The 16562-nt window shown below is 30.6% G+C and carries 13 protein-coding genes; 12 read left to right on the forward strand and 1 reads right to left on the reverse strand.

Annotated features, from left to right (window positions below):
- Positions 1–25 precede the first annotated feature (25 nt).
- Entirely contained in the window at positions 26–2902 is a 2877-nt protein-coding gene (locus H0I29_RS06165) for a TonB-dependent receptor (protein ID WP_218731965.1), read from the reverse strand.
- A 198-nt stretch (positions 2903–3100) separates the two neighbouring features.
- Here H0I29_RS06165 and H0I29_RS06170 point away from each other — a divergent pair, with 198 nt between their 5' ends.
- From H0I29_RS06170 to H0I29_RS06225, 12 genes are all read left to right on the forward strand, one after another.
- Positions 3101–4090: a MoxR family ATPase gene (locus tag H0I29_RS06170; RefSeq protein ID WP_218731966.1), complete on the forward strand. Its 990-nt coding sequence runs from the start codon at positions 3101–3103 to the stop codon at positions 4088–4090.
- Between the two features lie 96 nt (positions 4091–4186).
- Positions 4187–5056 carry a DUF58 domain-containing protein gene (locus tag H0I29_RS06175; protein WP_218754783.1) on the forward strand — a complete coding sequence of 290 codons (870 nt, stop codon included), beginning with the start codon at positions 4187–4189 and terminating at the stop codon, positions 5054–5056.
- Positions 5057–5076: 20 nt separating this feature from the next.
- Positions 5077–5994 (forward strand): BatD family protein, encoded by a 918-nt coding sequence (locus tag H0I29_RS06180; RefSeq protein ID WP_218754784.1) that lies wholly within the window; start codon positions 5077–5079, stop codon positions 5992–5994.
- Positions 5981–6985, forward strand: a complete 1005-nt coding sequence (locus tag H0I29_RS06185; protein WP_218755199.1) for a VWA domain-containing protein — start codon at positions 5981–5983, stop codon at positions 6983–6985. The genes H0I29_RS06180 and H0I29_RS06185 overlap by 14 nt, the downstream gene beginning before the upstream one ends.
- A gap of 130 nt (positions 6986–7115) precedes the next feature.
- Entirely contained in the window at positions 7116–8162 is a 1047-nt protein-coding gene (locus tag H0I29_RS06190) for a VWA domain-containing protein (protein WP_218754785.1), read from the forward strand.
- A 313-nt stretch (positions 8163–8475) separates the two neighbouring features.
- Positions 8476–9870 carry a glycosyltransferase family 2 protein gene (locus H0I29_RS06195; protein ID WP_218754786.1) on the forward strand — a complete coding sequence of 465 codons (1395 nt, stop codon included), beginning with the start codon at positions 8476–8478 and terminating at the stop codon, positions 9868–9870.
- 282 nt (positions 9871–10152) lie between these two features.
- Positions 10153–10971 carry a tetratricopeptide repeat protein gene (locus H0I29_RS06200; protein WP_254712709.1) on the forward strand — a complete coding sequence of 273 codons (819 nt, stop codon included), beginning with the start codon at positions 10153–10155 and terminating at the stop codon, positions 10969–10971.
- A gap of 78 nt (positions 10972–11049) precedes the next feature.
- Positions 11050–12870, forward strand: coding sequence for a BatD family protein (locus H0I29_RS06205; protein ID WP_254712710.1), 1821 nt, complete (start codon positions 11050–11052; stop codon positions 12868–12870).
- Between the two features lie 58 nt (positions 12871–12928).
- Positions 12929–13687, forward strand: a complete 759-nt coding sequence (locus H0I29_RS06210; protein ID WP_218754787.1) for an SH3 domain-containing protein — start codon at positions 12929–12931, stop codon at positions 13685–13687.
- Positions 13688–13740: 53 nt separating this feature from the next.
- Positions 13741–14034, forward strand: coding sequence for a hypothetical protein (locus H0I29_RS06215; protein ID WP_254712711.1), 294 nt, complete (start codon positions 13741–13743; stop codon positions 14032–14034).
- A gap of 80 nt (positions 14035–14114) precedes the next feature.
- Complete coding sequence (locus H0I29_RS06220; RefSeq protein WP_218754788.1) at positions 14115–15707, forward strand: SulP family inorganic anion transporter; 1593 nt, start codon at positions 14115–14117, stop codon at positions 15705–15707.
- A 138-nt stretch (positions 15708–15845) separates the two neighbouring features.
- A complete protein-coding gene (locus tag H0I29_RS06225; protein WP_218754789.1) occupies positions 15846–16475 on the forward strand; it encodes a carbonic anhydrase family protein in 630 nt (209 codons plus the stop codon).
- Positions 16476–16562: the final 87 nt, after the last annotated feature.

Genomic DNA, 16562 nt, shown 5'->3' on the forward strand with positions numbered 1-16562 from the left:
CTTTTTAAATATAAAAATAATTCATTTATTTTAAGTTAAAACTTACTCTTGCAAATAGAAATCTACCGCCAATACCAAATTGTTGTGCTCTTCTAGACCAATCGAAACGACCATCACTTCTGTTACCAAAAGAAGCTTCTGCCATATCTGGATAAATATCAAACAAGTTATTTGCACCAATTGTTAACGTTAAAGCATCTGTAGCTTTATATCCCAAAGATAAATCTGTAACCACCTTAGAACTGAATACCTGTTGGTTTGCAACCACTGTTGTAGCCTCTGTTACTTCACCAAAATATACATTTCGTAAAAAGATATTAAATTTACCTGTTGTAAAACTATTTGTTAAATTTAACTTCGTTCTTGGCACTGCTTCTTCTAAATACACTCTACTATCTTCAGGAAAATAAGTACTTACTAAGCCTGCATTTTCTAAAACTGTAGATGCATTAATATCTCCTACCTGTTCTGTTTTAGATAAAGTTGCAGATAAATCTGTTTTTAATCTAGAATTAGCTCCAATATCTGCTTTATGCGTAATTACAAAATCTACTCCTTTAGATTGTGTATCTATTGCATTTGCGAAGAAAGACGCTGCAGAAGCATTTGCTTGTGCCAATAAATTATCTAATTCTGTGCCAGTACCAGGACCTGCAAACTGACCTGTATAAACCACTCTGTCATCAATATTAACAACATAACCATCTAAAGTTAAAGTAATATTAGCTTCTGGTAATTTTGCAGTAAAACCTGCACTAAAACTGGTAGAAGTCTCTTCTTTTAACTGAGGAATACCTAATAATTGAGCTGCTCTACTATCATTAGAAAAAGTACCTACTTCTTGTGGATCTCCATTCTGATCAAAAATAGTTGACGTAGAATTAAAGTTTAATTGATGTAAAGAAGGTGCTCTAAAACCAGTATTAAAAGAAGCTCTAATTCTAAAATTATCCGAAGCTTTAATTAAAGTTGCTAATTTAAAATTTATGGTAGAACCAAAATCCGAATAATCTTCAAAACGTGTTGCGAAATTTAACGAAATAGCATCAGAAAAATCTGCATCTAAATCTAAATAACCAGCAATACTACTTCTACCTCTAGACAACTCATTACTTGGACTAAAACCTGGAAAAACTTGCGAACCACCTGGTCTTGCTGCATCAAAAAAGTCTAATAAAGGCGTTTGAGATGATAAGGTAATTGCCTCACCTACTGCTGTATATTGAGTATAAGAAGCTTCTTCTCCGGCAGTAATTTCATAATTTTCTAAACGATATTCTGCACCAAAAGCGACACCTAAACCTTGAAAAGTGTTTTTATAAAACTTATTTAAATCTAAATTTACGGTATTTTGAGCAAAAGCAAAACCACCAGCATCAAAAACTGTTGGAGATGCATTTCCTTGAGATGCATTAAATGTATTACCAATCATATAATCGAAAGCATTTCTACCATATGTATTTGAAAAATCTACATTCCATTCTCCAATCTTACCTTTTATTCCCACTGCTAAAGATTTGTCTGAAATAGTAGAATTAATTTCTGGCAAAAAACCATTAATGTAAGCAGGTGTGTATGTTCTACTTTGGTTTGGCAATCTATAAAAACCAGCAGAATTACCATCTCTAGACCCTAAACCAGCAAAGGAATATAATTCTGTACCATTATCATCTAGAGGTAATTTAAAGTTGGCAAAAAATCTACCTCCACGTACTTTAGACTGCCCAACTCTCATGTTAAAGTCTTTACTTTCTAAACCTCTTGCTGCTAATTCTGCAGTTGTATTATCTCCTGATAAAATACCTTGTAATTGTGTCTTTGTGGTAGCTCCATTTAAATTAATACCAGCCTGATTTGCATATTGTATAACATCACTAACATCATTATCTAATAATTTGGTTAAATCATAACCATCATCATTTGCAAATCTTTCAACGGTATTATATAAATTAAAGATTGTTCCTTCCCAATCTTTCATTCTGTTGTAAGCTTCTCTTACATCAAAATCTCCTGTAAAGTTAATGAACCCACCTTTATCACCAATTGGCAATCCATAGTTTGCACTAATATTGGTAGTTTGTCCGTCTACACCTCCCGTTTGTCCATTGGCATTTTTACTAAAATTAGCACCAGTAGTTACTACTAAAGCTAATTCATTTACGCTTTCATTTAAAACGATGTTAATAACACCCGCAATAGCATCAGAACCATATTGTGCCGCTGCTCCATCACGTAAAACTTCAATTCGTTTTATAGATGCTGCAGGTATAGCGTTTAAATCTGTACCAACAGAACCTCTACCAAAAGTTCCATTAATATTTATTAAAGAAGAAGTATGCCTTCTTTTACCATTTATTAATACCAAAACCTGATCTGGTCCTAAACCTCTTAAAGATGCTGGATCTATATGATCTGTACCATCAGAAATTGTTTGTGTATTAGACGTAAATGACGGAGCTACAAAATTTAAAATCTGATTTAAATTTACTTGTGGAGAAGATGCAGCCAATTCTTTCATATCTACAATATCTATTGGAACCGGAGAATCTATAGCAGTTCTATTAGGGTTTCTAGAACCTATTACAACAACTTCTTCTAAAGAATTATCTTCATTTACCAAAATTGTTAAATAAGAGGTATTTGTAACATTTACCTCTTTAGAAGCATATCCCATAGAGGAAACTACCAATTTAATAGGTAAACTTTCTACAGTAACAGAAAACTCTCCATTAATATCTGTAACCGATCCGTTGGTTGTTCCTTTTTCAATAACATTTACATATGGCAAACCACCACCAGATGAATCTGTAACTTTACCCTTTATAGTTTGTGCTACCATAGCCAAAGGCAACATAAATAACAAAGTGATCACTACGTTTTTTAATAAGTAATTTTCTTTCATATTAAAGTATTTTTAAAGTTATTATCTCTAAATATCGCCTTTTTAAACTAAAAATCCAATATTTTAACAATTTCTTTATACTATAACTCTTTTTATAAATTAAAAAAATAGACATCTTTAACCTTCTTTTAACAACAATAATTTTGTTATTATTGTAGCTTTGTTCCTGTAAAAAATAACACCTAACACAATATTACAATGGATGTAGATGTAAGAGCTATTAATGAAAAAATAGAAAGAGAAAGTGCCTTTATAGACATTCTTACTTTAGAAATGAATAAAGTAATTGTTGGCCAAAAACAAATGATAGAAAGTTTGTTAATTGGATTGATTGGAAACGGTCATATTTTGCTAGAAGGGGTTCCTGGATTGGCAAAAACCTTAGCAATTAATACATTGTCTAAAGCGGTACAAGCCTCTTTTAGTAGAGTACAGTTTACACCAGATTTATTACCTGCAGATGTTGTTGGAACCATGATTTACAACATGAAAGAAAACAATTTTGAGATCAAAAAAGGTCCAATTTTCGCAAATTTTGTGTTAGCAGATGAGATTAACAGAGCACCTGCAAAAGTGCAATCTGCTTTGTTAGAAGCAATGCAAGAGCGCCAAATTACTATTGGAGACACTACTTTTAAGTTAGACGAACCTTTCTTAGTAATGGCAACTCAAAACCCTGTAGAACAAGAAGGAACATATCCTTTACCAGAAGCACAAGTAGATCGTTTTATGCTAAAGGTTGTTATTGACTACCCAAAATTACAAGACGAACAAATTATTATGCGTCAGAATTTATCTGGCGGATTTTCTAAAGTAAATCCTGTAGTTTCTGTAGAACAAATTATTAGAGCAAGAGAAGTGGCTAATGAAGTGTATATGGATGAAAAAATTGAGAAATACATTCTTGATATCATCTTTGCAACACGTTACCCAGAAAAATATAATTTACCACAATTAAAAGATTTAATTAGTTTCGGAGCATCACCAAGGGGAAGTATCAACCTTGCTAAAGCAGCAAAATGTTATGCTTTTATCAAAAGAAGAGGGTATGTAATACCAGAAGATGTTAGAGCAGTTGTTTTTGATATTTTACGTCACAGAATAGGAATTACTTATGAAGCGGAAGCAGAAAATGTAACGTCTGTAGACATTATCAATTCAATTATTAATGAAATTGAAGTACCATAGATAGTTGGCAGTAAAAACAGTTGCAGTTGGCAGTTGCTTACTCATGTTTTAAAAAACCGATTCAATTACACGCTTCAACAATTAAACAATTACACGTTGCAAACTAAGGAGATACTTAAAAAAGTTCGTAAAATAGAAATTAAGACAAAGCGTTTGTCTAATGATATTTTTGGAGGTGAATACCATTCATCTTTCAAAGGACGTGGTATGACTTTTTCTGAAGTAAGACAATACCAATTTGGCGATGATGTTAGAGCAATTGACTGGAATGTTACTGCGCGTTACAATGAACCTTATATTAAGGTTTTTGAAGAAGAACGAGAGTTAACCATGATGCTTTTGGTAGATGTTTCTGGTTCTGAATTATTTGGAACATCAACACAATTTAAAAAAGATACGGTTACAGAAATTGCTGCAACATTGGCTTTTTCTGCCACTCAGAATAATGATAAAGTAGGTTTAATTTTATTTTCTGATGATGTAGAACTTTTTATTCCTCCTAAAAAAGGAAAAAGCCACGTTTTACGTATCATTAGAGAGCTAATAGAATTTAAGCCAAAAAGTAAAAAAACCAATATTGCTGCTGCTTTAAAGTTTTTATCTAGTGTGATGAAAAAAAGAGCGATTGTTTTTATGTTATCCGATTTTATGGATGATGATTATGAAAAAACATTAAAAATTGCGGCTAAAAAACACGATTTAACAGGAATAAGAGTTTTTGATAAACACGATGAAGAAATTCCTAATTTAGGAATGGTACCTATGTTAGATTCAGAAACTGGCAATGTACAATTAGTAAACACTGCATCAAAATCTGTAAGAACTAGCTACAAAGCAAATGCCTTACGTTTGTCTGATTACTATTTAAACATGTTTAAAAGAAGTGGCGCAGGTACTGTTAACACAAGAGTTGATGAAAACTACGTAAAAAAATTATTAGGTTATTTTAAACATAAAGGAAGATAGTAACGCAGTTACCCTTAAAAATGAAAAAACAACTATTCTACATACTACTATTCGTTTCAACCATAGGTTTTGCACAAGAATCAAAGGTAAAAGCAGAAATTGACACCACTAATATTAGAATTGGTGAACAATTCAATTTAAAAATTACTGTTGATGATACTCAGAATGTGATCATGCCCAAATTACAATTAAAAGGTTTAGAAATTATAGATTCTACTCAAGTAGACACTATAAAAAACTCCTTAATAAGAAAGTATATTTTAACTGGTTTTGATAGTGGTGCATTTTACATTCCGCAGCAACAAATATTTGTGAAAAATCAAGCTTTTTTAACAGACTCTTTATTGATAAATGTAGCCACCATTGCTATTGACACAACTAAAGTAAAAAAGTACCCTATTAAATCTATTAAAAGTGAACCATATACTTTTGATGATTTTAAAGTATACATATATATACTTTTAGCAGCATTAGCTATTATCGGTTTCTGGATTTATTGGTTTGTTATCAGAAAAAGAAAAGAAGAAATAGAGGAAGATACTTATAAAGCAATGCCTCCTTATGACGAAGCTATTTTAAAGTTAAATGAATTAGACGAAAAATTATTGTGGCAAAACAATAAGGTAAAAGAATATTATTCTGAATTAACAGAAATTGTACGTGGTTATATAGAGCGAGAATTAAAAGTACCTGCTTTAGAAAAAACAACTGATGAGGTTTTAGATATGCTAAAAGACTTTAAAGATGCAGAAACCATACAAACATCAGAAGATACTATTAAAAAGTTAAGAGATTTGTTAAGAGAAGCAGATTTGGTGAAATTTGCAAAATCGAAACCTTTAGCTTTAGAAATAGAAGAAGATAGAAAAGATGCTCAGGATATTGTGAGTAATTTAAAACCTAAACCAATTATTGAAGAGAATGATGAATTGGAGTAATTTTGAGTTTCATAATCCGGAGTTTTTGTGGTTGCTAATTGTAATACCATTAGTAGTAGTATGGCATTTTTTTATGCGTAAAAAAGATGCTGCAGTATTAACAATGCCAAGTATAAAGGGGTTTAAAACAGACTCGCTTTTATCAAAATTAAAACCACTTTTATATCTTTTAAGAATATTAGCTTTAGTAGCAATTATTGTTGCTTTAGCAAGACCGAGAAATGTTTCTGTCAGTAAAAAAACAAAAAGCAATAAGGGGATAGACATTGTAATGGCAATTGATGTTTCTGCAAGTATGTTGGCAAAAGACCTAAAACCGAACAGATTAGAAGCGCTTAAAAAAGTAGCCATAGATTTTGTAGATAGAAGACCAAACGATAGAATAGGAATTGTTGTGTATGCCGGAGAAAGCTTTACACAAACACCTATTACAAGCGACAAAGGGATTGTAAAACGAACCATTTCCGAACTTCAATGGGGACAATTAGAAGGCGGAACAGCTATTGGAATGGGATTAGGTTCTGCTGTAAACAGGTTAAAAGAAAGCACCGCAAAAAGTAAGGTTATTATCTTATTAACAGACGGTGTAAATAACACTGGTAACATAGACCCAAGAACAGCTACAGAACTTGCAAAAGAACTAGAAATTAAAACCTACACAATAGGATTAGGAACTAATGGAATGGCAGATTTTCCTTACAGTAAAGACCCAAGAACAGGAAAATTACAATTTAGAAAGTTGCCCGTAGAAATTGATGAAGAATTGCTAAAAGAAATAGCTACAGAAACCCAAGGTAAATATTTTAGAGCTACAGATAATGAGTCTTTAAAAGAAATTTATGACGAAATTGACAAGCTTGAAAAAACGAAGATAGAAGAATTTAAATATTACAATTATCAAGAAAAATATAGAATTTTTATCTTTTTAGGATTAGGATTCTTGTTGTTAGAATTTTTGTTGAGAAACACGTTATTTAAATCGTTTATTTAAAGTATTGAGTAGAGAAGCATAGCATTAAATAATTGTAGCGAGAATATAAAAAACATCTCGATACAAATTTGATAAAAAATCAAATTCACTCGGTGTGACAGTGTGAATAAAAAAATTACAAGACCAAACAATGTATCGTATAGAAGAACCCGTTTATTTTTCCCTGCTCATAATCATTCCAGCAATGATTGTTGTTTTCTTGTTGGTTTTATGGTGGAAAAAAAGAACACAGAAAAAATTTGCTGACTTAAATTTACTTCAAAATTTAGCTCCAAATTCATCCACTTTTAAATCTGTTTTAAAACTGGTATTTTTACTTTTAGGAATTACTTTTTTAGTAATTGCGTTAGTAAACCCTAAAATGGGAACCAAATTGCAAACCGTAAAAAGAGAAGGTGTAGATATTGTATTTGCCTTAGATGTTTCTAAAAGTATGCTGGCAGAAGATATTGCGCCAAACAGACTAGAAAAAGCAAAACAAATTATCTCTAAAACTATTGATAAATTAGGTTCTGATAGAGTTGGTATTATTATTTATGCAGGAAATGCATACCCGCTTTTACCAATAACCACAGATCATGCGGCTGCAAACATGTTTTTACAAAATGCGAATCCAGATATGGTTTCTAGTCAAGGTACAGACATCAATGGAGCTCTAGAATTAGCAAAAACTTATTATAATAATGACGAACAAACAAACCGTTTTTTAATTATTATTTCTGATGGTGAAGATCATCAAGAAGAAACAAAACAAGTAGCCCAAACATTAACCGAAGAGGGGGTAAAGATTTACACAATTGGTGTAGGTTTAGAAAATGGAAGTCCAATTCCTATGCGAGTAAACGGTACTATGATTGGCTACAAAAAAGACAATAAAGGAGAAACTGTACTCACCAAACGCATGCCAGATGTTCTACAAGGCATTGCAGATGCTGCAAATGGCAGTTACATAGATGGTAACATTACAGAAAAACCAGTAACAGTGATTGCTGATATTATTGCTAATGCTGAAAAAAGCGAATTCGAAACAAAGCAATTTTCTGATTATAAAGACCAATTTCAATGGTTTGTAGCTATCGGATTACTATTCTTATTGATAGATATTTTATTATTTGACAAGAAAACCAAATGGTTGCGAAAAGTAGATTTGTTTGATGAAGAAAAACAGAAGAAATAACGCCTTTATTCCTTCCGAGGCACGAGGAAATCTCTTAAAAAGTACAACCTTTTTATAAAGTTACATTTTAGATGAGCTGATTAATAATTTTAATCAGCTCATTTATTTTATTTCATTTGTTAGAAAAAACTTTATCAATTACACAATAAAATCTTCCACTCATTAAATAAGGATACTTTTTACCCATAAAATGGGTAAATAATACACACTTAAAAATACTCAAAAAAGATAACCTACTATAAACAAGCCACATACACTAATGGTATATATATTGATTTAATCTTGGTACAAAAAGTCCTAAACAAACACCATCATGAAATCAACAGCATTTAATTTAAAATTACAAAATAATAAATTCTCTATAGAAGACAGAAAAACTTCTCCAATTAACTTTAGAGCGGTTATTGTTCTTGTTAGTTCATTTGTTATAATGATTGGTGCCGCTTTTGCAGTTTATTTATTACAAGATGATTTTTCAAAATTTAATTTTGAAAGATTAAATAATAGTTTCGGAGCTGTATTTTTTAATCTTGCAGCTGTATTATTTGTTTTTACATCCTTAACCTTTCTTTACGATGTATACTTATATTTTAAATACAAACCTATTGAGTCTGTAAGTGATGAAGAACTGCCAACAGTTACCGTTATTGTACCAGCGTATAACGAAGGGAAGCAAGTTTGGGCTACCTTAAAAAGTTTAGCTAAAAGTGATTATCCTAAAGAAAAATTACAATTATTATCTATTGATGATGGTAGTAAAGATGATACTTGGAAGTGGATGAAAGAAGCTAAAAGAATTTTAGGAGATCAAGTAACCATTATGCAACAGCCTAAAAACATGGGGAAGCGTCATGCTTTATACCGTGGTTTTAATATGGGAACAGGAGAAATTTTTGTTACAGTAGATAGTGATTCAATCGTTAAGGAAGACACACTACGTAACCTAGTAAGCCCATTAGTTGTGGATAAAAAATGTGGAGCTGTAGCTGGTAATATTCAAGTATTGAATAATAAAAAAGCTTTATTACCAAAAATGCTAAATGTAAGTTTTGTAATGAGTTTCGAATTTAAACGTTCTGCTGAAAGTAGTTTAAACTCAGTATTATGTACTCCTGGTGCTTTAGCTGCTTATAGATCAAACGCTGTTTTTGCTTGTTTGCCAGAGTGGATAGATCAAAAATTTATGGGTAAAGCTTCTGATATTGGAGAAGACAGAGCATTAACTAACATGATATTAAAGCAAGGTTACAGCGTCTTATTTCAAAGAAATGCTTTTGCTTACACAAATGTACCAGAAGATTATAAAGGTTTATATAAGATGTTTATTAGATGGGGAAGAAGTAATGTTAGAGAAAACATTGCAATGTCTAAATTTGTATTTACAAACTTTAAAGAAGGAAACAAGTTCGGATCTAGATTATTATTTTTTACACAATCAATTAAAATGATTATGTCTTATCCTTTCTTAATATTTATGTTATATTTTATAATTGCACATCCAGCATTATTTATAAGCTCTACGTTATTAAGTATTTTAATAATATCTACTTTTCCAGTACTATTTTATGCAAAAAGATATGATTTTAAAGAAGCATTTTGGGCGTATTCATATAGTATACTATATACTTTTGGGTTGTTCTGGATTACTCCGTATGCCATTGCAACAGCAGGAAAAAGTGGTTGGTTAACTAGAGAAATAGCCGCTTAAGTAGCATAAAAACAACATATAAATAATTCTACCCCCTATTTTGTAGAATTATTAAGAAAACATCCAGGAGGCTCTTTTATAGAGCAAACTGGATGTTTTTATTTGTAGAAAATTAAACACAATACTTTTCATCCCAAACCACTTCATCATACAATAAGTTCATTAAAAGCAACCTAAAACAATGAATATTAGGCTCCTTAAAAATAACAACTTATTAACAAAATTCTTTTTTTGAATACCTTACTTTTGTAATCATTACTTTTATGTAAAAAGATACAAATTATGAAAGAAGTTAAAGATAACATGAAGATCTTACAGTACATCCTTATCGTTTTCTTGATGCTATTTTCACCGAAAGAAATTTTAGCACAAAAAGACTCTATTGCCTTACAACGAGAAGCTAGAAAGTTGTTAAGACAAGGAAATGATTTATACAGTAAAAAGCAATTTACAGATGCTTCAGTTGCGTATCAGAAATCATTAGCAAATAATACAAAATACGATAAAGCATCATACAATTTAGGTAATGCTTTATATGAAAATAATAATTTTAAAGAAGCGGTACCACAATACGAATTAACCGCAGAAACTGCAAAAGATAAATTTACAAAAGCAGAAGCGTACCATAACATTGGTAATGCAATGATGGAGCAAAAACAATATCAACCTGCTGTAGATGCCTACAAAAATTCGTTAAGAAACAACCCTAATGATGATGAAACTCGTTATAATTTAGCCGTTGCTCAATCCTTACTAGAAAAGGAAAATCAGGATAATAAAGACGACAAAAACAAAGACAACAAGGATAAAAAAGATCAGGACAAGAAAGACAAAGACGATAAGAAAGAAGGAGACGACAAAGATAAAAAAGACCAAAAGGATAAGGACGGCAAGGGAGATGATGAAAAAGACAAGAATAAAGACCCTAAAAAAGATGAGAAAAAGGAACAAGAAAAGCCTAAGCCTCAACCAGGAAAAATGTCTCCAGAACAAGTAAAGCAATTGTTAGAAAGCTTAAATAACGAGGAAAAGAAAACTCAAAAGAAAATGAATGCTCAAAAAGCGAAAGGCAAAAAAGTAAAGCAAGAAAAAGATTGGTAGAAATCTACCCTTAATCTTAATTGAAGCTAGCGTACATCATATTCTAAAAATTAGTTTGTTTAAAAAATAAGTACAAAATTGAATACCTATAAAATTAAAATAATAAATAAAACTCAAGAGTGGCTCTCACAAATGGGGAAAGTTAGAGGTGCCTTTATGCTTATATTTTGTTTAGTAACCACTTTTGTAGCTGCTCAAGAAGCTACCCTAACAGCAACTGTAAGTAAAAATAAATTGGCAGTAAACCAACGTTTACGAATTGAGTTTACCATTAATAAACAAGGTGGAGACAATTTTTCTCCTCCTAAGTTTACAAATTTTAAAGTAGTTGGTGGCCCAAGTCAATCTGTTAGTCAGTCTTGGGTAAATGGAAAAACAAGTTTTTCACAATCTTATACCTACGTTCTTCAACCAAATAAAAAGGGAGAATTAACTATTGGAGAAGCAAGTATTAAAATTTCTGGTAAAACCATAAAATCTGAAGCTATAAAAATTATAGTTTTAGATGCTGTAGATATTCCTAAAAACCCAAATGACCCAAACTATATTGCACAACAAAACATTCATTTAGTAGCAGAAATCTCTAAATCTAGACCTTATGTAGGAGAAGGTATTTATGTAGAATATAGATTGTATGTTAGCGAAAATGTTAGTGTGTACGATACTAATGTTACAGAAGCACCACAATATAATGGTTTTTGGAACCAAACCATTAAAATAAGTAATTACCCTGTAAAAATGGGAAAATACAATGGCGAAGATTATAGATACATTGTACTTCAGAAAGCATTATTAATACCTACAAAAACAGGAAATCTAACAATAGATCCAATGAAAATGGATATTGTTATAGGCGTTCCTACAGGTAGAGCAGATTTTTTTGGAAATGTAATTACAAGAAATGTTCAAAAAGAATTTGCATCGGCTAAAAAAGTAATTAACCCTAGAAGTCTTCCTTTAGAAGGGAAACCAACAAACTTTACAGGTGCCGTTGGTGATTTTAATTTTGACGTTACTCTAAGCAAAGAGGTTTTAAAAGCAAACGAAAGCTCTCAAATTAAAGTAGCTGTTTCTGGTAAGGGAAATTTAAAGTTATTTGAATTACCAGAGGTAACAACTCCTGTTGAGTTAGAAAAATATCAACCAGAAAGAAAAGAAAAAGTTCAGGTAAATTCTAGTGGAGTTTCTGGTGAAATATCAGATTTATATACCGTAGTTCCACAATATAAAGGAAAGTATAAAATACCGAATGTTTCTTTCTCTTATTTTAACCCAAATGAACGAAAATACCATACAATTACAACAGATGATTTCTTTGTAGATGTTTTAGAAGGAAAAGAATTAAAACCTGCAATAGATACAAATGCTACGCAAAAACAAGATGTGGTTTCTACAGGTAATAATTTTAGATACATACAAACAAAAAGTAATTTAGAACTTGTAGACACAGAAGATTTCTTTAAGTCTAACTTGTTTTACATTTTGTTATTGTTGCCGTTAATAACAATTCCTATTGGTGTTTTTATTGCTAAAAAAGCAGAAGAAAGAAGTAATGACCTTATTGGAAATAAATTAAGAAAAGCAGAAAAATTAGCTAAAAAATATTTATCTGAAGCGCAAAAACAACTAGGTAAAAAAGAAGCTTTTTACGAAGCCTTAGAAAGAGCGTTACACAACTACCTAAAAGCAAAATTAGGTATTGAAACAGCAGATATTAGTAAAGAAAAAATTACAGAAATTTTAGAAAATAAAAAAGTTGAACCAACAACAATTATTCAATTTATAGAAGTTTTAAAACATTCTGATATGGCACGTTACTCACAGATAACAAATACAGAAATGGAAGCTGAATTTGAGCGTGCTAAACAAGTTATTGTTCAATTAGATAAACAATTATAACCTATTTCCTAGAAGGCTTCAAAACCTTTTAAGTATATTTCAATATAGACTATTTCGAATGAAAAGAATATTTTTTTTATTGTTGATAATTGCCAATTCGGTTACTGCACAAAATGTAGATAGCTTATTTGTTTCTGCAAATAATTTATACAAAGATGGTAAATTTAGCGAGGCAATTGAGTTCTACAAACAAATAGAAACTAAAGAATTAGTATCATCAGAATTGTATTACAATTTAGGTAATTCTTATTACAAGCTTAACAAAGTTGGACCAGCTATTTATTATTATGAAAAGGCGTTAATATTAGATCCTTTAAATGCTGATGTAAAAAACAATTTAGTTTTTGCACAACGTTTAGCATTAGATAATATAGAAGAATTGCCAAAAACTGTTTTACAAAAATTTAAAGTAAATTATTTACAAAAGCTATCATATAACCAATGGGCAATAGTAGTTGTAATATTTTCGATTTTAGGTAGCTTCTTATTTTTACTCTTTTATTTTGCTGATGGACCTACTAAAAAAAGGTTCTATTTTACAACAAGTATTATTAGCTTTATACTTCTTATTGCATCATTATTTATCACTTATAATCAATATAATTTTGCGCTTAACAATAAAGAAGCTATCGTTTTTGCAGAAGAAACAGACGTTAGAAATGCACCTACATTAAACTCCGAGGAAATATTTACGTTGCACGAGGGAACTAAAATTATAGTTTTAGATGGCGTGGATGAATGGAAAAAAGTTAAAATTAATGATGGTAGATTAGGTTGGATACACGCTGAAGACATTAAGTTATTAAACGATATTTAATTTTTTTTTAACACTAAATACAAAAAGCTTTCTTAAATTCGCAAAAAAAATACTTGAAAGTTAAAGTAGCACTTTTCTTTATATTGATATTTTCCTCCCTATTAATTACGCCTACAGTAATTAGTTTAATTGACAGTACCCAAGACATTTCTGTCTTAATTAACATGAATGAGGAAGAAGAAAATCATGGAAAAAACACTTTAAAAGAAGTAAAAGTTATTCCTTATTCTGATGTTTCTATCTCTTTTAGAAAAAATCAGAAGATAAAAAATGTACGTTACAGATCTAAAAACTACATTTCTGAATACCCAAAGATAGTTACTCCTCCACCTAAGTTTGTACTATAACTTCTGTACAAAAAAACAAAATTTATAAAACTTAACAAATAGCTCTACTCTAAAAAGAATAGAGTAAAAATATATTACATATGTTTAAAAATATTAAAAACGACTTACCTGCAAGTATTGTAGTGTTTTTCGTAGCATTACCATTGTGTTTAGGTATTGCATTAGCAAGTGGTGCACCATTATTTTCTGGAGTTATTGCAGGTATAGTTGGTGGTGTTGTTGTAGGAGGACTAAGTGGCTCTAAGCTTGGTGTTAGTGGACCTGCAGCAGGTTTAGCGGCTATTGTATTAACTGCCATTGCTACTTTAGGTAGTTATGAAAACTTCTTAGTAGCTGTAGTTTTAGGTGGAATTATTCAAATAATTTTTGGCTTTTTAAAAGCAGGAGTTATTGGTTATTATTTTCCTTCATCAGTAATTAAAGGAATGTTAACCGGTATTGGAATTATCATCATATTAAAACAAATACCAAACTTTTTTGGTTATGATGAAGAATCTGCTTGGGATCTAGAGTTTTTTGAAATTGATGGTGGAAATACATTTTCTGAGCTTGTTAAAATGTTTAGTAATATAAACCCAGGAGCTGCTTTAATAGGTTTTTTAAGTTTAGCAATTATACTTTTTTGGGACATTATTTTAAGTAAGAAAGCAAAAATATTTAAAGTTATACAAGGCCCATTTATTGCTGTGGTTGCAGGAATTATATTTTATACGCTTACTCTAGGTGATGAAACACTTTCAATTGCTAGTAAACATATGGTAAGTGTACCAATTCCAGAAGATTTAAGTTCTTTTGTAGGGCAGTTTAGTTTTCCTAACTTTTCAGTTATTTTTCAACATGAAGTATGGATTGTAGCATTTACGATTGCTTTGGTTGCTAGTTTAGAAACTTTATTAAGTGTAGAAGCTTGTGATAAATTAGATCCAGACAAAAATGTAACACCAACCAATAGAGAATTATTGGCACAAGGAACTGGTAACATTATTTCTGGTTTAATTGGTGGATTACCAATTACACAAGTAATTGTAAGAAGTTCTGCCAATGTACAATCTGGCGGAAAATCAAAATTATCTACCATTTTACACGGTATTTTATTATTAATATCAGTAGTTTTAATTCCTACTTTATTAAATAAAATTCCATTAGCTGTATTAGCTTCAATTCTTTTAGTTGTAGGATACAAATTAGCAAAACCAGCTCTTTTTAAACAAATGTATAAATTAGGTTGGAAACAGTTTATTCCTTTTATAGTTACGGTTGTAGGTATTGTTTTTACAGATTTATTATCAGGAATTGCTTTAGGTCTTTTAGTAGGAATTGTTGTGATTTTATTAAAAAGTTACCAAAACTCTCACTTTCTTCACATTGAAGACAATAGTAACGGTAAACATAAGATAAAAATGACCTTAGCAGAAGAAGTAACTTTCTTTAATAAAGGAGCAATTTTAAAAGAATTAGACAGCTTACCTGGAGATTCTTACTTGGAAATAGACCTTATTAAAACAAGGTATTTAGATAATGATATTATAGAAATTCTTGAAGACTTTTTATACAAAGCCAAAGAAAGAAATATTGACATTAAACTTATATCTAAACGAGGAACAGTAGAAAACCCAAAAAGTTTTATTAATTTCTTTAAGGAAAATCCAAAGTCTAGCATTAGTTTAAGTTAAAACTAAGTCGACTAAAAAAGAATATAAAACCAAATAGCATCTAAACTATAAGTACTGTAAGGTAATAGATAACGGTGCTAAATTTTAAAACAAATAATTATTGAAACAAACGTTTCTTTAATACAAAACATAAAGAACATGAAAGCACATACTAAAGAAACACAAGCAACAATGACGCCTAAAAAAGCGTTAAATTTTTTAACAGAAGGAAACCAAAGATTTCAAGATAACTTAAAGGCACATAGAAACTTATTAGAACAAGTAAATGATACAAGTACAGGTCAATTTCCTTTTGCTACAATTTTAAGTTGTATCGACTCTAGAGTTTCTGCAGAGTTAATTTTTGATCAAGGTTTAGGAGATATTTTTAGTATTAGAATTGCAGGTAACTTTGTAAACCAAGATATTTTAGGATCTATGGAGTTTGGTTGTAAACTTGCAGGAACAAAACTTGTTGTAGTTCTAGGACACACAAGTTGTGGTGCCATAAAAGGTGCTTGCGACAATGCAAAATTAGGAAACTTAACTGCAATGCTTAACAATATTAAACCAGCCGTAAACGCTGTTTTAGAGCCAAAAGAAGCTAGTTCTAGAACATCATCTAACTTAGATTTTGTGGATAATGTTGCTGCCAGAAATGTAGAATTAACCATTGAAAGAATTAGACGCGAGAGTGAAGTTTTAACAACAATGGAAGAAAGTGGTGAAATTATGATTGTTGGAGCTATGTACAATATTAATGATGGATCTGTTAATTTTATCAATTAAAAAATAAAACAGCTTAATAAAAGAGGGAGCACAAGCCTCTTTTATTAAGTTATAATAATTACCTTTCCATTATTAATGCACAGCATA

The sequence above is a fragment of the Polaribacter sp. R2A056_3_33 genome (assembly GCF_019278485.1).
GTDB lineage: Bacteria > Bacteroidota > Bacteroidia > Flavobacteriales > Flavobacteriaceae > Polaribacter.